A 19,067-nucleotide genomic window follows, 5' to 3' on the forward strand; every position below is an offset into this window, starting at 1 on the left:
TCGCGAGCGCCGGATTGCCCGCCGCACCATGCCGCGCCATCCGCGCCTACGCCGCCTCAATAATCGGCACGAACTTCGCCGCGGTCAGGCTGGCACCGCCGACCAGGGCGCCGTCGACATCGCCCGCGTGCAACAGCGCTGCCGCATTCTCCGCCGTCACCGATCCGCCGTACAAAATCCGCATCGCATCCGCCTCCGCACCGATCAACGCGCGCAGCTTCGCGCGGATCGCGCCGTGCATCGCCGCCACGTCGTCCACCGTCGGCGTGCGCCCGGTGCCGATCGCCCAGACCGGCTCATAGGCGATCGACAGCCAGTCCGCCGCCGCACCCCCGGGTAGCGATCCGGCGATCTGCGCTGTCACCACCGCCTCGGCCCGGCCCGCATCGCGCTCGGCCAGCGTTTCGCCGACGCACAGGATCGCGCGCATCGCGTGGCGGTGCAGCGCCTCGGCCTTGGCCTTCACCTCGGCGTCGGTCTCGTGGCAATCGGCGCGGCGCTCGCTATGCCCGACGATACAGAAGCCGGCGCCTGCTTCCTTGAGCATCGCGGCGGACAGGCATCCGGTATGCGGACCCGTGTCGGCCGGGTGGACATCCTCGCCCCCGATCGCAAAGCCCGGCACCAAAGCAACCGCCGGCGCGATCAGCGTCGCCGGTACCGCCACCGCCACCTCGATCGTCCCCGTACCGGCCGCCGCAATCGCTACCAGCTCGCCCAGCGCCGCGCGGTCGCCATTCATTTTCCAATTGCCCGCCACCAGCTTGCGTCGTGTCATGCGTTACCCCTCACGGTCCTGTTGCCGACGCGATAACGCCGCCCCGCGCGCACGCAAGCTTGAAGCCGCCACGCCTCCCCCCTAAAGCAGCGCGCAACCCGCCTTCAAAAGATCGGCCTTATCCGACCATGATCAGTTTCATTCGCCGCTTCATCACCAATCCGATCGGGGCGACGGTCGCGCTCGGCTTCGTCGCGTTGATGGGGTTGATCTTCGTTCTGTCCGACCGGGCCGGCCTGTCAGGCAGCGGCAGCAGCGCCGCGCGGGGCGATGTCGCGGTCACCGTCGGCAACAAGACGATCACCGTTGCCGAGCTGCGCGCAGCGGCGCAGCGCGACGTCGATCAATATCGCCAGCAAAACCCGCAGCTCGACATGGCCGGGTTCGTCGCGGGCGGCGGGTTCGAGGCGACGGTCGAGCGGATGATCGATTCGGCTGCCTTCCGCGCCTATGCCAAGCAGCAAGGCATGATCGTCAGCAAAAAGTCGGTCGACGGCATCATCGCCAGCCAACCGAGCCTCGCCGGGATCGACGGCAAGTTCGACCCGAAGAAATATGAAGCGGCGTTGCAGCAGATCGGATCGAGCGATGCGCAAGTCCGCGAGGATCTGACCGACCAGATCGTCACGCGTCATCTCGTCATCCCGACGGTCGGCGCGACGCAAGTCCCGGTGCAGCTCGCTTTGCCCTATTCGAGCCTGTTGCTGGAACAGCGGCGCGGGCTGATCGGCTTCATCCCGACGCAGGCGGTCCCCGCTGGCCCGGCCCCGACCGATGCCGAGCTGACCACATATTACACCCGCAACGTATCGCGCTACCGCGTGCCCGAGCGGCGGATCCTGCGCTATGCGCTGGTCAACCCCGCCACCGTAGCCGCGCAAGTCACGCCGACCGAGGCCGAAATCGCCGCAGCGTATAAGGCGCAGTCCGCGAAATACGCCCCCGCCGACCTCCGCACGATCGTGCAGGTCGTGCTGGCCGATCAGGCCGCCGCCACCGCGCTTGCCGCCAAGGTGCGCAGCGGGACACCGATCGAAGCCGCCGCGCGTGCGGCGGGACTCGAACCGATCACCGCGAGCGATGTGCAAAAAGCCGCTTATGGCACGCAAAGCTCGGTCGAAATCGCCAATGCCGCCTTTGCCGGCAAGGTCGGCGATGTCGTCGGCCCCTTGCGCGCGCCGCTCGGCTTCGTCGTGCTCAAGATCGAAAAGCAGCGCACGCAAGCGGCCAAGACGCTCGCCGAGGCGACCCCCGAACTCAAGGCTGCGGTGCTCACGCAAAAGACCGGAACGGTGCTCGGCACGCTCCGCGCGCGCTTCGATGATGCGCTGGCGCGCGATCATTTCGACGGGCTCGTCGCCAAGAACAAGCTGACCGCGCTACGCACCCCGGCCTTGCTAGCCAATGGCGCGGACCCCGATGCGCCGACCGCCAAGCCCGATTCGGCGCTCGCGCAAATCGTCGCGGCGGGCTTTGCCGCGCAAGCCGGCGATGAAGCGCAGACCATCCCGCTCGGCACCGACGGCAGCTTCGCGCTGGCGCAACTCGACAAGATCGTCGCCGCCGCCCCGCGCCCGCTCGCGCAGATCCGCGACATCGTCGCGCGCGATTTCACGATCGAGCGGTCGCAGCGCGCCGCGCGCCAGGTCGCCGCCACGGTGGTCGCCGCCGCCAGCAAGGGCACGCCGCTTGCGCAGGCACTTGGCGCTACGGGTCTGAAACTGCCGCCGCTCCGCCCGATTGCGGGCCCACGCGCGCAATTGCTGGCGAACCCGCGCGCGGTTCTGCCGCCGCTCGCCTTGCTGTTCGCAATGGCACAGAACACCACCAAGCTGCTCGAAGCCCCCGAAAATGCCGGGTTCTTCGTCATCCATCTCGATACGATCGTGCCCGGCGATGCACGCGGCAAGCCACAAGTGATTGCCGGCACCCGGTCGGATATCGGCAAGATGATCGGTCGCGAATATGCCGCGCAGTTCGGCAAGGCAGTGCAACGCGCGATCGGCGTCAAGCGTAATGCCGCGGCGATTGCCAAGCTCAAGGCCGATCTGCTCGGCGGCGCGAGTGCGACCGATCAGCCCTGATCGCGCCGGTGGTTCGGCGGCGCTGACCGCGCTCGCGGCCGGTCGTCCGGCCTTGCTGTGGCAGCGGCAAGTCGCCGATACCGAAACCCCCGTCGCCGCCGCGCTGAAGCTGATCGAGCCGGGGCGCGGCGATTTCCTGCTCGAATCGGTCGAGGGCGGGGAAACGCGTGGGCGCCACAGCCTGATCGGCCTCGCGCCCGACCTCGTCTTCCGCGCCGAGGGCAATCACGCCGCGATCAACCCGCACTGGCTGACCGACCGCGCCGCGTTCGAGCCGTGCGCTGAACCGACGCTCGGCGCTTTGCGCACGCTGGTTGCCGCGTGCCGCATGGACGTGCCGCCCGAACTCCCCCGCGCGCTCGCCTGTCTCGTCGGCTATTTCGGCTATGAGACGATCGGCCTGGTCGAGCGCTTGCCGCGCCCCGAAACCAGCGCGCTGGGCTTGCCCGACATGATGTTCGTGCGGCCGACGGTGATCCTGATCTTCGACCGGCTCGCCGATGCGCTGTTCTTGGTCGCACCCGTCTGGCCCGATGCGACGCGGTCGCCCGAGGCGATCGTCGCGGACGGTATCGACCAGATCGACGCGACCGCCGCGCGCCTCGCCACCGCGCCCCTGCCCGCCCCGGTGCGCGGCGATGCGGCCGCGGAGATCACGCTTCAACCAACGCTCGCGCCCGGTCGCTATGCCGAAATGGTCGCGGCGGCGAAGGACTATATCGTCGCGGGCGACATTTTTCAGGTCGTGCTGTCGCAGCGCTTCACCGCGCCCTTCACGCTGCCGCCGTTCGAACTCTACCGCGCACTGCGGCGGATCAACCCCTCGCCCTTCCTGTATCATCTCGATCTGCCGGGTTTCGCGCTGACGGGGTCGAGCCCCGAAATTCTCGTTCGCGTCCGCGACGGCGACGTGACGATCCGCCCGATCGCCGGAACCCGCCCACGCGGCAAGACTGCCGCCGAAGACGAGGCACATCGCGCCAGCCTGCTCGCCGATCCCAAAGAACGCGCCGAGCATCTGATGCTGCTCGATCTCGGGCGCAACGATGTCGGGCGCGTTGCCGAAGCGGGCAGCGTCACGGTCACGGCCAGCTACACGACCGAATTTTACAGCCATGTCATGCACATCGTCTCGAACGTCGTCGGGCGGCTAAGCCCCGAGCATGACGCGCTCGACGCGCTGTTTGCCGGCTTCCCGGCGGGCACTGTCAGTGGCGCGCCAAAGGTGCGCGCGTGCGAGATCATCGCCGAGCTCGAAGATGCCGTGCGCGGGCCATACGCTGGCGGCGTCGGCTATTTCTCGCCCGACGGATCGATGGATTCATGCATCGTGCTGCGCACCGCCGTGGTGAAGGACGGCGTCATGCACGTTCAGGCGGGTGCGGGGATCGTCGCCGATTCGGTCGCCGAATATGAACAGCGCGAATGCGAAGCCAAGGCCGGTGCCCTGCTCGCCGCCGCGCGCGAGGCGATCGCGCGAGCGGCGACGGTCGGGTTCGGGCAATAAGCGTTACGGGATTGCCGCCTGCACGCGGCGGGCCTCTGCGCGTTCCGCCGCAAACTGCTCCGCGCGCAACCGCGCGCACCCGGTCTGTCCGCCAGAGCCGGTCGGCGAGCATGTATCGGGCAGACCCGCCGCGCGCCGCCCGACCTCGTCGGCCAGCGCCGCGCGATTGACCCAGCTCTGATTCTGCGCCGGGATCGGCTTGTCGTTGCGCAACTCCTTCGGGATTCGATACGGCTCGCCGACACGCGCGCACACGACGATCTCGTCGTCGGGGTTTGACGATTGCGGGCACTTCTCATTCCCGGTCAGCGTGATCGAGCGGATTCGCTGCGGCGGCTTGCCCGATTCGGCCTGTTGCGATTCGGTCGTCGTCACGGGCGTGGTTTGGGTCTGGGCGGTCCCGGCACCCGGAATCGCGGCAAGCAGGACGGCGACGGTCAGGGTACGCAGCATGGGGAGTCTCCTTAAGGTGCATCAACGTCCGGCAGCGCAGGTTGATCCAGCCTGAACGAACCGGATCAGGACGCCCGAATCAGGACGCTCCTATCACGAAGATTGTCGCGCCCCCGCAAACACGGTAGCGGCCCGCTATGATACTCGTGATCGACAATTACGACAGCTTCACCTGGAACCTCGTCCATTATCTGATGGAATTGGGCGCGGAGGTGAAGGTCGTGCGCAACGACGCGCTCACCGCGGCCGAGGCGCTGGCGAGCAATGCGCAAGGCTTCCTGATTTCGCCGGGGCCGAAAACGCCGAGCGAGGCGGGGATTTCGCTTGATCTCGTCGCCGCCTGTGCGGCGGCGGGACGGCCGCTGCTCGGCGTGTGCCTCGGGCATCAGGCGATCGGCCAGCATTTCGGCGGGTCGGTCGTGCGCGGCGGGCTGATGCACGGCAAGACCTCGCCGGTTACGCATGACGGGACGGGCGTGTTTGCCGGGCTGCCCTCGCCCTTCACCGCAACGCGCTACCATTCGCTGATCGTCGAGGATCTGCCCGCCGATCTCATCGTCAACGCGCGTGCCGATGATGGCTCGGTGATGGGCGTACGCCACGTGTCGCTGCCGATCCACGGCGTGCAGTTCCACCCCGAAAGCATCGCGACCGAACATGGCCACGCACTGCTCGCCAATTTCCTGGCGGCGGCGGGCGTCACTCCCCTCCCGCTTGCGGGAGGGGCTGGGGGAGGGCCTGTTAATCGCGGGCAGGCCTCAACATTCCCTCCCCTAACCCCTCCCGCAAGCGGGAGGGGAATTTGACCACCCTCACCCGCCTCCCCGACACCGCCTCGCCGCTGTCGCGCGAAACCGCCGCGCAGGCCTTTGCCGACCTGCTCGACGCGCGCACCTCGGAAGAGGAAATCGCCACCTTCCTGATCGGCCTCACAACACGCGGTGAGACCAGCATCGAAATCGCCGAAGCCGCGCGCGCGATGCGCAGCCGTTTGATTCCGATCGCCGCCCCCGCCGGCGCGATCGACGTGTGCGGCACGGGCGGCGACGGGCATCACACGCTAAACGTCTCCACCGCTGTCTCGATCGTCGTCGCCAGCACCGGCGTCCCGGTCGCCAAGCACGGCAACCGCGCCGCTTCGTCCAAGGCGGGTGCCGCCGATACGCTTGAGGCGCTCGGCCTCGACATGCACCGCGCCGGGCTGAACGCCGAGGCGAGCTTGCGCGATATCGGCATCGCCTTCCTGTTCGCCGCCAACCACCATCCCGCAATGAAGCGCATCACGCCGATTCGCCAGAAGCTCGGGCGCCGCACGATCTTCAACCTGATGGGCCCGCTCGCCAATCCGGCCGGCGTCACGCGGCAACTGATCGGCATCGCCCGCCCCGATTATACCGCGACCTATGCCGCCGCGCTGGAACAGCTCGGCACCGAGGCGGCTTTGGTCGTATCGGGCGAGGAAGGCCTTGATGAACTGTCGAGCGCAGGGCCAAGCGTGGCGCTCAGCGTCGGGCAAGTAGCGCTACCCGCCAGCATCACGCCCGAGGATGCCGGGCTGCCGCGCTACCCGCTTAGCGCGATCCGTGGCGGCGACCCGGCACACAATGCCGCCGCACTCAGGCGCTTGCTACAGGGCGAGACCGGCGCGTATCGCGATGCGGTGTTGCTCAACGCCGCCGCCGCCTTGGTCGTCGCCGGCCGCACGCAAGACCTTGTCGATGGCGCGCAGATCGCGGCTGAAGCGATCGACAGCAATACCGCCGCCACCCTGCTCGATCGCTGGATCGCTTATTCATGACCGACATTCTCACCCGCATCCTCGAAACCAAGCGCGCCGAAGTCGCCGCCCGCAAGGCGACGGTTCCGATGAGCGAACTCGATGCTCGCATCGCGCGCCAATCGCCGCCGCGCGGCTTTCGCGCGGCACTCGATGCGCGCGCTGACAGCGGCTACGCGCTGGTCGCCGAGGTCAAGAAAGCCAGCCCGTCCAAGGGCATCATTCGCGAGGATTTCGATCCCGCAGCCCACGCCCGCGCCTATCAGGCGGGCGGCGCGACGTGCCTGTCGGTCCTGACCGACGAAGCGTGGTTTCAGGGTGCCGACGCCTATCTGGAGGAAGCCCGCAACGTCTGCGACTTGCCCGTGCTGCGCAAGGATTTCATGGTCGATCCGTGGCAAGTTCCCGAATCGCGCAGCATCGGTGCCGACGCAATCCTGCTGATCATGGCCGCGATCGACGATGGCCTGCTCGCCGAGATCGAATCGAGCGCGCTCGAATGCGGCATGGACGTGCTGGTCGAAGTCCATTCGCAGGCCGAGATGGACCGTGCGATGAAGCTCAAGTCCCGCCTGATCGGCGTCAACAACCGCGATTTGCGCGATTTCACGGTCGATTTTGCCCGCACCTATGAACTCGTGTCGAAGGCCCCCAAGGATTGTACCTTCGTCGCCGAAAGCGGGCTGATGACGCGCGCCGATCTCGACGCGATGGCGGAGCACGACATTAAGTGTTTCCTGATCGGCGAAGCCCTGATGCGCGCGCCCGATATCGAGGCGGCAACGCGGGTGCTGGTGGGTTGAGCAGCGGGGCGTCCTTCTTCTTCTATCTCCCCTCCCTGGAAGAGTGTCGGGTGAACAGCGCCCCGCGCTGTTCAGGCCCTGCCGGGGGCAGGGCCGACCCGACACTGGGCCGAGGGTGGGTCGGTGTGGGGCTGGGGACGGCGTTCGGTAACGGGCCAACCCACCCCCTCCCTTTCAGGGAGGGGGGAAAGGCGTGACGGACCTCACTCACCTCGACGCCACCGGCGCCGCGCACATGGTCGATGTCGGCGCCAAGCCCGACACCCGCCGCGAAGCGGTGGCGACCGGGCGGATCGCCATGAGCAAAGACGCCGCGCGCGCAATCCGCGACGGCACCGCGCTGAAAGGCGACGTCCTCGCCGTCGCACGCGTTGCCGGGATCATGGCGGCAAAACGCACCGCCGAGCTGATCCCGCTCTGCCACCCGCTCCCACTGACGCGCGTGGCGATCGATCTGGTGGTCGACGAAACCGGCGTCACCGCCACCGCGACCGCCGCGACTGCGGGCAAAACCGGCGTGGAAATGGAAGCGCTTACCGCCGTCTCGGTCACGCTGCTGACAATTTATGACATGGGCAAGGCGATCGACAAGGGCATGATCATCGGCGGCGTGTGCCTGCTGACAAAATCTGGCGGCAAATCGGGGGATTGGGCGCGGTAGGCTGCGCTGCCGCTTCCACTAATGAGCGCTTCCCCGGCGGAGGCCGGGGCCCAGTTACGAAGGCCGCAGTAACGGAGCGCCGCGCTCCTTTACCTCCGCCATTGCTACTGGGCCCCGGCCTACGCCGGGGTGGAGAACGGAGGAAGGGCCGCCCTGCGACGACAGAGCGGCCCAATCCTGTTACAATCAGAACTTCCCGCTCAGCGACACGCCGATGATGCGCGGGTCGTTGAACACGGCAGCGTTGTAATTGTCGAGCACGCCCTTGAGGTTCTTCTCATTGGTCACATTGCGCACATAGACCGCGATCTCATACATGTTGTCCGGCCCGGCATAGCCTGCCTTCAGACCGGCTTCGAACGTGCCGTTGGAGGTGTATTCGATCGTCTTGTACGGCACGAAGCTGGTATAGCCCTGCAGCGTCACGTCGCCTGCCAGGAACAGCTTCCCGCCATTGCCGAGCGGCAAATCGTAGCGCGCATTGCCGTCGACCTGATATTTCGGCGCATTGGGAAGCGCATTGCCGTTGATCTGCGTGAGCGTCGCGGTGCCCACGTTGATCGTCGGGTTGAGCACGGTGCAGGTGACCACCCCGTTCAGCTTGCACACCGGCGTATAGACGCGCGTGTCATTGACCTCGGTGTGCAGCACGCTGCCACCCAGACCCAGCGTCAGGTCGCGGATCGGACGCCACGTCAGCTCCGCTTCACCGCCCCATGCCTGCGCCTGGTTGGCGTTGAACAACAAGCCGTTATTGTTCGAATCATTGCCGTTCAACTGGATGTTCTTGACCTTGTAATAGAACCCCGTCGCGTTGAGGCGCAGCGTGTTGCCCAGCAGGTTCGACTTGAAGCCCGCCTCATACGACGTGATCGTCTCCGAGGTCGCCGTCACGAAGGCCGAGCTGAACACCGCGTTGCGGCCCTGGATCGTCGGCCCGCGGAAACCGTGCGAGACGCGCGCGAACACATTGACGTCCGGGTTCACCTCATAGCGCAGGCTGCCCTCCCAGCTCGGCTGTGTGTCGGCGAGCCGGACATAGGTCGCGGCCGCCGCCGGGAAGGTCACCACGCCCGCAACGTTGCGCGGCGGGGTGATCAGGCTCGTCGTCCGCTCATCATAGGTCACGCGCACGCCGCCGGTCAGCGTCAGCTTGGGCAGGATCTCGTAGCTCGCCTGACCGAAGCCCGCATAGGAGGTGTTGATATTGCGCAGGACGACGAAATTGTTGGGGTTGGGCGTCGTGCCGAACGAATTGTCGAGCAGGAAGAAGCCGCGCTGCGCGAACTCGGTCGTATCGCGCGACTCGAAATAGATGCCGCCGATCTGCCATTTGAAGCGCCCGTTGCCATTGTTCGCCAACCGCACTTCCTCGCTCAACTGGTCGAGATCGCGCACCCGGCCCCGGCTCTGGCCATAGAAGCGGCCGCCGGCGAAGTTGGTGGCGATGCCACCGTCGGTATCGCCGCGGCTCGAACCCGAGGTCGTTTCATATGCCGTGATCGAGGTCAGCGTGACGCCACCAAAATCGTTCTTCGCGTTGAACGACGCCCCATAGGTCTTGTACGCCTGCGGGCTGTTGAGCGCCTCGTCATTCCCGACGCTGTCGCGCGGTTCGGCGCTCACATCGTTCGACCCGAGCTTGATCGCGCCGCGATGGAACAGCGTGGCCGTCCCGCTATAATCGCGCGCATGCGCCGACAGGATACCGGTGAAGCCGGTTCCCGGCGGCGTCAGCATCAACTGGATGCGGACGTCCTTTTCGTCGAAGCGGCCAAGCACGTTCTTGCCGCCGACGGTGCCGTCATCGCTGACGCCGTTGAAGGTGTTGTCGATCCAATTGTCGCGATGCTGGTAGAGCGCCGAAACGCGGAACGACAACACGTCCTTGACAAGCGGCCCGCCAATGCCGGCGTCGAGGCTGATCGTGTTGTAGCTGCCGTACGATGCGGTGGCGCGGCCCTCAAACTCATTGGTCGGGCGGTTGGTGTCGAACTTGATGATGCCCGCCGTCGTGTTGCGGCCGAACAGCGTGCCTTGCGGACCGCGCAGCACTTCGATCTGGCGCACGTCGAACACCGGGTTCGATTTGAGCACGACATGCTCGAGCACGACATCGTCCTGGATGATCGACACTGGCTGCGATGCGCCGAGGTAGAAATCGACGTTGCCGAGGCCGCGAATGTAAAAACGCGGGAAGATGCGGCCAGTGGTCGATTCGACGTAAAGGCCGGGCACGCGGTTGGCGAGCTCAAGCAACGTGTCGCTGCCGCCTGCCGTATAATTGCGCAAATCGCCGCCTTGCAGCACGCCGACCGAAAGCGGGACCTTCTGCAGATTTTCGCTGCGGCGCTCGGCCGTCACGACGATGTCGTTCAGGCTATCGCTGTCGGCACTCTGTACCGCTGCGGCGGCAGGCGCGGCGGCGGGCACGTCCTGCGCGCTGGCGGCGGTGGCCCAAAGCGCGGAAAAGGCAGTGCCGAACAGGAGCGCGGACTTGGCGGCAAGCGACTTGGACATGAGGGTTCCCCACTTTTTTGAAGGATCTGCAACTGTAAAAATTTGCGCGCAGGGTACTCCCGACCCCTGCGCTGCATCCTGTTGGGCGACCCTCATCTGGGTGAAATGCCGCCAGCCACCGCGCGTTAGTCCGAGTTTAAGTCTTTATGATGACAGTGTGAATCCGCAGGTGGATTCTTCCCGACTGTGGCTTTTGGGTCATGCGTGCTGGGCGCCGAACCGCGCTGCCCGGCCCGAAGCATCCCGATCCGCAGCCGCCCCTCGACGCACCCCCCGCGAACGCGATAGAGCAACGCCATGCCCCCACCTTTCCTGTCGGTCACCGACGCGCAAACCCGCCTGTTCGCGCTCGCCGCCCCCGTCCCGGTCGAGACCGTGGCGCTCCGCGAAGCCGCTGGTCGCTGGGCAGCATTCGATGTCACGGCGCTGCGCACGCAACCCACGGCCAATCTCTCGGCGATGGATGGCTATGCGGTGCGCTTTGACGATCTTCCCGGACCGCTTGCCGTCATCGGCGAAAGCGCTGCGGGGCGCAGCTTCGCGCACACGCTCGCGCCCGGCCAGGCGATCCGCATCTTTACCGGTGCCGCGATGCCCGGTGGCGCAGACAGCGTGCTCGTGCAGGAAGAAGCCGTGCGCGACGGCGATGTCGTAAGCCTGTCGGGCGAGGGCCCGGTGCGCGGCGGCAATGTGCGTCGCAAGGGCCTCGATTTCAGCGCAGGCGAAACGCTCGTCGCCACGGGCGATCGGCTCACCGCGGCACGGATTGCGCTCGCCGCTATCGCTGGACACGGCACGCTAGCGGTGCGGCGGCGACTCCGCGTCGCGATCATGGCGAGCGGCGACGAACTCGTCGCGCCCGGCGCTGCGCTGACCGCAGATGCGCTACCCGAATCGAACGGCGTGATGCTCGCCGCCTTGCTCGCGGATCTACCGGTCGAGGTGATTGATCTCGGCATCCTGCCCGACCGGCTCGACGCGATCGTCGCTGCCTTCGCGCAAGTCGATGCCGATATCCTGGTCACCACTGGCGGTGCCTCGGTCGGTGACCATGACTTGATCCGCCCGGCACTCCAGGCGGCGGGCGGCACACTCGATTTCTGGCGGATCGCGCTGCGGCCCGGCAAGCCGATGCTGGCGGGCCGGTTGCGCGACAGCGTCGTGCTCGGTCTCCCCGGAAATCCGGTTTCGGCGTTCGTCACGGCGACGATCTTTCTCCGTCCGCTGATCGCGCATTTGGCCGGCGCAGCAGACCCGCTGCCGGTGCCGCGCTATGCCATCCTTGGCGCAGCGCTGCCCGCAAACGACCACCGGCAAGACTATTTGCGCGCGGCGACCCACGATGGCCGCGTTGCCCCGGCCGATCGCCAGGATTCCTCGATGGTGCGGACGCTCGCCGTTGCCGACTGTCTGATCGTCCGCGCGCCCCACGCGCCCCCCGCCGCGCCCGGCGACTCGGTGGAAGTCCTGCTGCTCGGCTAACCGCCGCGCTTGACGGGCGATTTTTCGTTCCGTATAGGTTCGTCGTCTGTTCCGATGAAAGGGCCTGGGCGATGCTTACCCGCAAGCAGCATGAGTTGATTTGCTTCATCAACGACCGGCTCGACGAGACCGGCGTCTCTCCGTCGTTCGAGGAAATGAAGGAGGCGCTCGACCTGAAATCCAAATCGGGGGTCCACCGCCTGATCAGCGCACTTGAGGAACGCCAGTTCATCCGCCGCTTGCCCAACCGTGCGCGCGCGCTCGAAGTGCTCAAGATGCCCGAACGCGGCAACAAGCCGTCGGCGAAGGTCACCGCCGCCATCGCAGCCGCGAGCACCGTGCGTCACCTTCCCGAACCCGCCAACGACGTGATCGAAATCCCGCTGCACGGCCGCATCGCGGCGGGCGTGCCGATCGAAGCGTTCGAAGGCGCGTCGATGCTCGCTGTCCCCGCCGCCTTGCTCGGCAGTGGCGAACATTACGCGCTTGAAGTGTCGGGCGATTCGATGGTCGAGGCAGGCATTCTCGATGGCGATTATGCGCTGATCAAACGTCAGGACGTGGCGCGCGACGGCGAAATCGTCGTGGCGCTGATCGAAGAAAGCGAAGCAACGCTCAAATTCTTCCGCCGTGAAGGCGCGATGATCCGGCTCGATCCCGCCAACCGCGCATACGACCCGCAACGCTATGCCCCCGCGCAAGTGCGGGTGCAGGGCAAGCTCGCCGGAATTCTGCGCCGCTACGACTGATCTTTCGGCTGCGTCGGCGGCGACATCCGGACCCAGCAATTGATGGCAAAGCGTGAGTCGAGGAACCGCCCGGACGGGCAGGAGATCGGCAGCACTTCGTGCGGTACCCACGATGCAAAGGCGACCAGGCGATTCTGTACGGGCTCGACATCGACGAAAATATCGTTGCGGCGTAGCGCATAGAGGCGCAGCGCCCCGCCCGTGAACGCCTTGGGTTCGGCATGGAAGTAATAGACCAGGCTGACCGCACGCCGCGCCTTGTCGGACGGGCCCGTGTGGGTGTCGATGTGACGCTGGTAGAAGTCTCCGTCATTGTGACGAACCAGTTGCACTTCATAACGTGCCACGTCGAACGGCCTGATCCCGATTTCGCGCAGAATATCGGGAAGCAGCGGCGCGACGATTGCCGTGATCCGGTCGCGCCAGGGCTGTAGATGCCGTGGCGGCAGCGCGCGAGAACGACGGTATGTCGGGTTGAATTCCCCAGCTCCGCTCCCGTCGCCAACCCCTGTCGGTACGAAATGCGCTTCGGATGCCGCCGCAAAGGCGAGAAGTTCGGCAAAATCATCGGCCGACAGCATCGCGTCGCGCACGGCGAACGTCGGAAGGCGCTCCAGCGGATTTCTGGGCGAATCGAGTGGCGCGCTCATTTGCCCATTTCGCCCAAGAACGGACGATTTGCCAGCCGCCTCCAATCGCGGCGGCGGCGCTCCGGCGGGAGCGGCGCGGCGATCCACGGATGCGCGTCGCCGACGTGCCGGACCGTCCTTACCGCGCCCGAACCGAACGTGATCGCCACCCCGCCGGTCCGCGCCAGCGTCGGCCGATCGAGCCGCAACCAGCGCGGCGCGCACGCCCGCGGCAATCGCCGCTCGCTGACGACGATGTCAGCACTGCGGCACGCTGCAATCACCGCGGCGACCGGCACCAAATAGGCACTGCGCGTCGCCAGCACCCGCCAGTCGCGCCCGCCCGCATGGCGCGTCATCAGGCACAGGTCACGACTGCAACGCGCGCCGCTTTGTTCGGACAGCAGCACCGGCAGCCCGTCGATCCCGCCATTTTCCGCCAGCATGTCGGCGGTATAGTCCCCCGTTCGGTCGCGCAGCAGCGCCAGATCGCCGCGCGCGGTCCGGATCGCCAGATGCCGCCCGTCGCCCGTCACCAGCAGATCAGGCGCAGGCGTCGCCAGCGCCCACACCGCACCGACCGCGAGCGGGATCACCCCCAACCGCCGCCACCGCGTCCGCCACAGCGCGATCCACAGACCGCCCGCGACCATCAGCGCATACGCCCCGCCCGGCATCGCCGGCAGCGGCGCGACCGCCCCCGGAATCGCCGCGGTCGTCCGCGCGATCCACAGCAACAGATCGAGCGAGCGCGCGGTCAGCCACCAGAACGGCGCCCCCGCCCCCACCGTATCGAACAGCAAGGCCAGCGCCTCGAGCGGCATCGTCAAGAAGGTCGTCAGCGGGATCGCGACGATGTTGGCGACCGCGCCATACACGCCGGCTTTGTGGAAATGGAACAACGAGATCGGGATCAGCGCCAGCTCGACGACGATGCCGGTCAGCAGCAACCCCGCCGTCCTGCGCGCAACCGCCGCCGCGCGCGATTGCTCGCGCGGGCCGAACCAGCGGCGCACCGCGGGATGTTCGTTGAGCGCAATGATCGACGCGACCGCCGCGAACGACAGCTGGAAGCTCGGGCCAGCCAGCGCTTCCGGGTACAGCAACAGCACAATCACCGCCCCCGCCGCGACCAGCCGCAAGGTCAACGCCTCGCGCCCCAGCACCAGCGCCACCAGCACGAACAGCGCCGCCACGCACGACCGGATCGTCGGCACTTCCGATCCGGTCAGCCAGGTATAGCCGATCGCCGCCAGCGCCCCTGCCCCGGCCGCGATCAGCGGAATGCGCCAGCGCAACGCCATCCACGGGCTGAGCGCGAGCAGCCGCGTCACCAGCAGCATCACCGCTGCGACCGCCGCCGTGATATGGAGTCCGCTCACCGACAGCAGATGCGCCAGACCCGAACGCCGCATCGCCTCGTTATCTTCGGCCGGTATCCCGCCCTGATCACCCGTCGCCAGCGCCGCCGCGATCCCGCCAGCCCCGCCGCCGCCCGCGCTCGCCTGAATATGCTGCGACAAGCGCACGCGGAGGCCAGCGTCGCGCGATCCGCCGCCCGCAATCACGCTAACCGGCCCAAATCCGCGCCCGGTCGCGCCAATCCCGTCGAACCACGCGGTCCGCGCATAATCATAGGCACCGGGCACCGCCGGCTCTGGCGGCGGCATCAGTCGCGCCGACAGCCGCAGCGTCACCCCCGGGACCAGCCCGACCGGCGCATCGAGCGTCGCCAGATTGACCCGAATGCGCGGCGGCAAAATCGGCAAGGGCCGGGCGGGGCTACGCGTCTCGGGCACCGCTAGTACTTGAATCGGTGCCAGCCGCAGCCGCACCAGGTCACGCGCCGGCAGCGGCTCGATCCGCTCCACCCGTGCCGTGAAGGTCGCAATCGTCGGGCGCACCAGCACCCCTTGCGCGACATGCTCCGCCCGCCACCAGATCAGCCCAAGACCCAGCGCCACCGCCGTCGCCCCCACCGCAACCGCACGTGCCGCGCGTCCGTATCGCCCCGCCGCCACACCGCTAAGCGCCACCGCAAGCGCCGCCAGCCCCGCCTCCTACCACGCGCGCGCATCGGGCAGCACGAACCAAAGGGCGATCCCGCCGCCCAGCGCCACCGGCAACCACAAGGCAAGTTGATCGCGCTCCACCTCGAGCCAGCGCTCAAGGCTCGGGTTCAAGCCGCGCAAAATGCCAACGCCGATTTGAAGCGCAGCAAGGTGCGTGCTAGGGGCGCTCGAGGCTGATGCGGCCATCCACCTATAGTCTGGGAGCATGCGCGATTGAGCGCAATATCTGATCCCGCCGCGGCCCCCGCCGCCGGCGCCACCACCACACAGGTTGTCACCCGGTTCGCGCCCTCGCCGACCGGGTTTCTGCACATCGGCGGCGCGCGCACCGCGTTGTTCAACTGGCTCTACGCGCGCCACAATAAAGGCAAATTCCTGCTGCGGATCGAGGATACCGATCGCGCCCGCTCGACTCAGCCCGCGATCGACGCGATCCTGACCTCGATGCGCTGGCTCGGGCTGGATTGGGATGAGCCCGAAGTCTATCAGTTTTCGCGCGCCGCACGCCATGCCGAGGTCGCCCATGCGATGGTCGCGCACGGCCATGCCTATCGCTGCTTCCTGACCAGCGCAGAGCTCGACGCGATGCGCGCCGAGGCCCAAGCCGCCAAGAAGCCGCTGCGCATCCGCAGCCCGTGGCGCGACCTCGATCCGGCAGGGGGTGGCGACAAACCGTTCGTGGTGCGCCTGAAGGCCCCGCTCGACGGCGCAGCCACGATCGAGGACCGCGTTCAGGGCAGCGTCACCGTCCAGAATGCCGAGCTCGACGATCTCGTCCTGCTCCGCTCCGACGGCACGCCGACCTATATGCTCGCGGTGGTGGTCGACGATCACGACATGGGCGTCAGCCACGTCATCCGCGGCGACGATCACCTTAACAACGCCTTCCGTCAGCTCCCCATCATCCGCGCGATGCACGCCATTGAGGGCGGCTGGCCCGATCCGGTCTACGCCCATATCCCGCTGATCCACGGCTCGGACGGTGCCAAGCTGTCGAAGCGCCACGGCGCGGTCGGCGTCGAATTTTACCGCGACGAACTCGGCATCCTGCCCGAAGCGCTGGAGAATTACCTGCTCCGGCTCGGCTGGGGCCACGGCGACGACGAAGTCATCCGCCGCGACCAAGCCATCGAATGGTTCGACCTCGACGGCGTCGGCAAATCCCCGTCACGGTTCGATTTGAAGAAGCTCGAAAACCTCAACGGCATTTATATCCGCGAGGCGGCGGACGCGCGCCTGGCCGAACTGGTCACCGCGCGCTTGCCGTTCGAACCGAGCGACGCACAAAGCGACGTGCTCGTCCGTGCGATGGCCTCGCTCAAGCCACGCGCGGCGAATCTCAACGAACTGACACGCGGCACCGACTTCCTGTTCGCCACGCGCCCGCTCGACATCGCGCCCGATGCAGCATCGCTACTGGCCGGGGAAGCACCCGCCTTGCTCGCCCGGCTCCACGCGGCGCTTGACGCGCTCGACGGCTGGGATACGGAGGCGCTCGAAGCGGCGGTACGGTCGGTCGCGGAAACGTCCGGGGTCAAACTCGGTCAAGTCGCGCAACCCCTTCGCGCCGCCTTGACCGGTCGCAAGACCTCGCCGGGGATTTTCGATGTGCTCGATCTGCTCGGGCGCGACGAGAGCCTCGGCCGCGTTGCCGACCAGATGGCCGCGTGAAGACTTACGAAAGGACGATTCCGATGACCGACCCCGTCACGCTGAAGGCCGCTGGCAAGGATCTCGACCTCAAGGTCCTGTCAGGCAGCGTCGGGCCGGACGTGATCGACATCCGCAAGCTGTACGCCCAAACCGGCATGTTCACTTACGATCCCGGTTTCACCTCGACCGCAAGCTGCGACAGCGCGATCACCTATATCGACGGCGATGAGGGCGTGCTGCTCCACCGCGGTTACCCGATCGGGCAATTGGCCGAACAGTCGAGCTTCATGGAAGTCTCGTACCTGCTGCTCAATGGCGAGCTGCCCTCCAAGGCCGAGCTCGACAAGTTCAGCTATACGATCAGCCGCCACACGATGCTGCACGAACAGCTCGCGACCTTCTACCGCGGCTTCCGTCGCGATGCGCATCCAATGGCGATCATGTGCGGCGTGGTCGGCGCGCTCAGCGCTTTCTATCACGACAGCGCCGACATCACCGATCCGCAGCAGCGCATGATCGCCAGCCACCGTCTCATCGCCAAGATGCCGACGATCGCAGCGATGGCGTACAAATATTCGATCGGTCAGCCGTTCCTCTATCCGGATAACTCGCTCAGCTACACCGGCAATTTCCTGCGCATGACCTTCGGCGTCCCCGCCGAGCCCTATGTCGTGAACCCGATCGTCGAAAAGGCGATGGACCGCATCTTCATCCTCCACGCCGATCATGAGCAGAATGCCTCGACCTCGACCGTGCGGCTCGCCGGTTCGTCGGGGGCCAACCCGTTCGCGTGCATCGCGGCGGGGATCGCGTGCCTGTGGGGCCCGGCGCATGGCGGTGCCAATGAGGCCGCGCTCAACATGCTGCGCGAGATCGGCACGCCCGATCGCATCTCGGAGTATATCGCGCGCGCGAAAGACAAGAACGACCCGTTCCGCCTGATGGGCTTCGGTCACCGCGTGTATAAGAATTATGACCCGCGCGCGACCGTGATGCAGCAGACCGTGCGCGAAGTGCTTGGCGAATTGGGCGTCACCGATCCGGTGTTCGATGTTGCGATTCAGCTTGAGGAAATGGCGCTCAGCGACCCGTATTTCATCGAAAAGAAGCTGTTCCCCAACGTCGATTTCTATTCGGGCGTGATCCTCTCGGCGATCGGCTTCCCGACGACGATGTTCACCGCGCTCTTCGCGCTCGCCCGCACCGTCGGCTGGGTCGCGCAGTGGAATGAGATGATCGGCGATCCGGAGCAGAAGATCGGCCGTCCGCGCCAGCTCTACACCGGCCCGACGCAGCGCGATTATGTCGGACTGGAAGCGCGGTCGTGAAAACCGTCGCGCTCATCGCGGGCGTGATCCTGCTCGCCTTCGGCCTGCTGTTTGCAGGCCAAGGCTCGGGCATCATCATGTGGCCCGCGTCGAGCTTCATGCTCGCGGCGCGGGTGTGGGTGGTCTACGGCCTCGGCATCGCGGCGGTCGGGGCGGCGTTGCTCTGGTGGTCGCGCCGCCGCTGACGCAGGCGGCGACTGTCCTACACGCGGCTGATCGGGCATAACGGGCGGGTTCTTTGACACCGCTGGCTTGAACGTTGGGCTCCTCGGCTGTGGCACCAACCCCATCGCCGTTCGCCCTGAGCATGTCGAAGGGCTGCTTTCAACAAGCATGAGCTCGTGTATGGCAGGCGGGGCTTCGACAAGCTCAGCCCGAACGGGGTCAGGTAAATTGACCTATTACCACGGACTTCCCCGCCGCCCGGTGGCCCCCGGCACGAGGCTGTCCCGAACTGCGTCGAAGCGGCCGGGGTGACGATAAGAGGCGCGCCATTGTCTGGAAGTGGTTGTGGGGAGCGGACATCTGATCCCGCGCAATCCTCCCCCGCCAGGGGGAGGTGGCACGCGAA

The 19,067-nt window shown here is 66.8% G+C and carries 15 protein-coding genes and 1 pseudogene; 11 read left to right on the top strand and 5 right to left on the bottom strand.

The features are described 5' to 3' along the window. Positions 1-46 precede the first annotated feature (46 nt). Positions 47-778 (bottom strand): triose-phosphate isomerase, encoded by a 732-nt coding sequence (gene tpiA, locus ABWP09_RS08155; protein WP_353204648.1) that lies wholly within the window; start codon positions 776-778, stop codon positions 47-49. 128 nt (positions 779-906) lie between these two features. Here tpiA and ABWP09_RS08160 point away from each other — a divergent pair, with 128 nt between their 5' ends. After that, positions 907-2,862 (top strand): peptidylprolyl isomerase, encoded by a 1,956-nt coding sequence (locus tag ABWP09_RS08160; protein ID WP_353204649.1) that lies wholly within the window; start codon positions 907-909, stop codon positions 2,860-2,862. Next, complete coding sequence (gene trpE / locus ABWP09_RS08165) at positions 2,795-4,369, top strand: anthranilate synthase component I (protein WP_353204650.1); 1,575 nt, start codon at positions 2,795-2,797, stop codon at positions 4,367-4,369. The genes ABWP09_RS08160 and trpE overlap by 68 nt, the downstream gene beginning before the upstream one ends. A 3-nt stretch (positions 4,370-4,372) precedes the next feature. On the opposite strand, the gene ABWP09_RS08170 is transcribed toward trpE, so the two are convergent. Continuing rightward, positions 4,373-4,822 carry a hypothetical protein gene (locus ABWP09_RS08170; RefSeq protein WP_353204651.1) on the bottom strand — a complete coding sequence of 150 codons (450 nt, stop codon included), beginning with the start codon at positions 4,820-4,822 and terminating at the stop codon, positions 4,373-4,375. Between the two features lie 137 nt (positions 4,823-4,959). Between ABWP09_RS08170 and ABWP09_RS08175 the strand changes: the two genes are divergently transcribed. The 4 genes from ABWP09_RS08175 (at position 4,960) to moaC (ending at position 8,063) form a co-directional block, all read left to right on the top strand. Beyond that, a complete protein-coding gene (locus ABWP09_RS08175) occupies positions 4,960-5,628 on the top strand; it encodes an anthranilate synthase component II (protein WP_353204652.1) in 669 nt (222 codons plus the stop codon). Beyond that, positions 5,625-6,620 (top strand): anthranilate phosphoribosyltransferase, encoded by a 996-nt coding sequence (gene trpD / locus ABWP09_RS08180; protein ID WP_353204653.1) that lies wholly within the window; start codon positions 5,625-5,627, stop codon positions 6,618-6,620. Before ABWP09_RS08175 ends, trpD begins: the two co-directional genes overlap by 4 nt. After that, the gene (gene trpC / locus ABWP09_RS08185) at positions 6,617-7,402 is read left to right on the top strand and encodes an indole-3-glycerol phosphate synthase TrpC (RefSeq protein ID WP_353204654.1); all 786 of its coding nucleotides are present in this window, start codon (positions 6,617-6,619) and stop codon (positions 7,400-7,402) included. Before trpD ends, trpC begins: the two co-directional genes overlap by 4 nt. A 193-nt stretch (positions 7,403-7,595) precedes the next feature. Next, positions 7,596-8,063: a cyclic pyranopterin monophosphate synthase MoaC gene (gene moaC / locus ABWP09_RS08190; protein WP_353204655.1), complete on the top strand. Its 468-nt coding sequence runs from the start codon at positions 7,596-7,598 to the stop codon at positions 8,061-8,063. Positions 8,064-8,249: 186 nt separating this feature from the next. Here moaC and ABWP09_RS08195 read toward each other — a convergent pair whose 3' ends face one another. Continuing rightward, positions 8,250-10,583 (bottom strand): TonB-dependent receptor, encoded by a 2,334-nt coding sequence (locus ABWP09_RS08195; protein ID WP_353204656.1) that lies wholly within the window; start codon positions 10,581-10,583, stop codon positions 8,250-8,252. A 297-nt stretch (positions 10,584-10,880) separates the two neighbouring features. Between ABWP09_RS08195 and ABWP09_RS08200 the strand changes: the two genes are divergently transcribed. Further along, positions 10,881-12,065, top strand: a complete 1,185-nt coding sequence (locus tag ABWP09_RS08200; protein ID WP_353204657.1) for a molybdopterin molybdotransferase MoeA — start codon at positions 10,881-10,883, stop codon at positions 12,063-12,065. A 71-nt stretch (positions 12,066-12,136) separates the two neighbouring features. Continuing rightward, complete coding sequence (gene lexA / locus ABWP09_RS08205) at positions 12,137-12,814, top strand: transcriptional repressor LexA (protein WP_353204658.1); 678 nt, start codon at positions 12,137-12,139, stop codon at positions 12,812-12,814. Here lexA and ABWP09_RS08210 read toward each other — a convergent pair. After that, positions 12,805-13,464 (bottom strand): 2OG-Fe(II) oxygenase, encoded by a 660-nt coding sequence (locus ABWP09_RS08210; RefSeq protein ID WP_353204659.1) that lies wholly within the window; start codon positions 13,462-13,464, stop codon positions 12,805-12,807. The genes lexA and ABWP09_RS08210 overlap by 10 nt on opposite strands. Then, positions 13,461-15,701 (bottom strand): annotated as a pseudogene (locus ABWP09_RS08215) (ComEC/Rec2 family competence protein). The gene ABWP09_RS08210 and the pseudogene ABWP09_RS08215 overlap by 4 nt, the downstream one beginning before the upstream one ends. A 27-nt stretch (positions 15,702-15,728) precedes the next feature. On the opposite strand from ABWP09_RS08215, the gene gltX reads away from it, so the two are divergent. Genes gltX through ABWP09_RS08230 form a run of 3 tightly spaced genes read left to right on the top strand, consistent with a single transcriptional unit; the run spans position 15,729 to position 18,681 of the window. Further along, a complete protein-coding gene (gene gltX, locus ABWP09_RS08220) occupies positions 15,729-17,186 on the top strand; it encodes a glutamate--tRNA ligase (protein WP_353204660.1) in 1,458 nt (485 codons plus the stop codon). Positions 17,187-17,209: 23 nt separating this feature from the next. Then, a complete protein-coding gene (locus ABWP09_RS08225; protein WP_353204661.1) occupies positions 17,210-18,496 on the top strand; it encodes a citrate synthase in 1,287 nt (428 codons plus the stop codon). Continuing rightward, positions 18,493-18,681: a hypothetical protein gene (locus tag ABWP09_RS08230; protein ID WP_353204662.1), complete on the top strand. Its 189-nt coding sequence runs from the start codon at positions 18,493-18,495 to the stop codon at positions 18,679-18,681. The genes ABWP09_RS08225 and ABWP09_RS08230 overlap by 4 nt, the downstream gene beginning before the upstream one ends. Positions 18,682-19,067: the final 386 nt, after the last annotated feature.

This window comes from Sphingomonas sp. (assembly GCF_040398505.1).
Lineage (GTDB): Bacteria > Pseudomonadota > Alphaproteobacteria > Sphingomonadales > Sphingomonadaceae > Sphingomonas.

What these genes read in the sequence shown, in the direction of transcription:
- tpiA (WP_353204648.1), bottom strand. Translation starts at nt 778, where the DNA reads ATGACACGACGCAAGCTGGTGGCGGGCAATTGGAAAATGAATGGCGAC.
- ABWP09_RS08160 (WP_353204649.1), top strand. Translation starts at nt 907, where the DNA reads ATGATCAGTTTCATTCGCCGCTTCATCACCAATCCGATCGGGGCGACG.
- trpE (WP_353204650.1), top strand. Translation starts at nt 2,795, where the DNA reads ATGCCGCGGCGATTGCCAAGCTCAAGGCCGATCTGCTCGGCGGCGCGA.
- ABWP09_RS08170 (WP_353204651.1), bottom strand. Translation starts at nt 4,822, where the DNA reads ATGCTGCGTACCCTGACCGTCGCCGTCCTGCTTGCCGCGATTCCGGGT.
- ABWP09_RS08175 (WP_353204652.1), top strand. Translation starts at nt 4,960, where the DNA reads ATGATACTCGTGATCGACAATTACGACAGCTTCACCTGGAACCTCGTC.
- trpC (WP_353204654.1), top strand. Translation starts at nt 6,617, where the DNA reads ATGACCGACATTCTCACCCGCATCCTCGAAACCAAGCGCGCCGAAGTC.
- ABWP09_RS08195 (WP_353204656.1), bottom strand. Translation starts at nt 10,583, where the DNA reads ATGTCCAAGTCGCTTGCCGCCAAGTCCGCGCTCCTGTTCGGCACTGCC.
- ABWP09_RS08200 (WP_353204657.1), top strand. Translation starts at nt 10,881, where the DNA reads ATGCCCCCACCTTTCCTGTCGGTCACCGACGCGCAAACCCGCCTGTTC.
- lexA (WP_353204658.1), top strand. Translation starts at nt 12,137, where the DNA reads ATGCTTACCCGCAAGCAGCATGAGTTGATTTGCTTCATCAACGACCGG.
- ABWP09_RS08210 (WP_353204659.1), bottom strand. Translation starts at nt 13,464, where the DNA reads ATGAGCGCGCCACTCGATTCGCCCAGAAATCCGCTGGAGCGCCTTCCG.
- ABWP09_RS08225 (WP_353204661.1), top strand. Translation starts at nt 17,210, where the DNA reads ATGACCGACCCCGTCACGCTGAAGGCCGCTGGCAAGGATCTCGACCTC.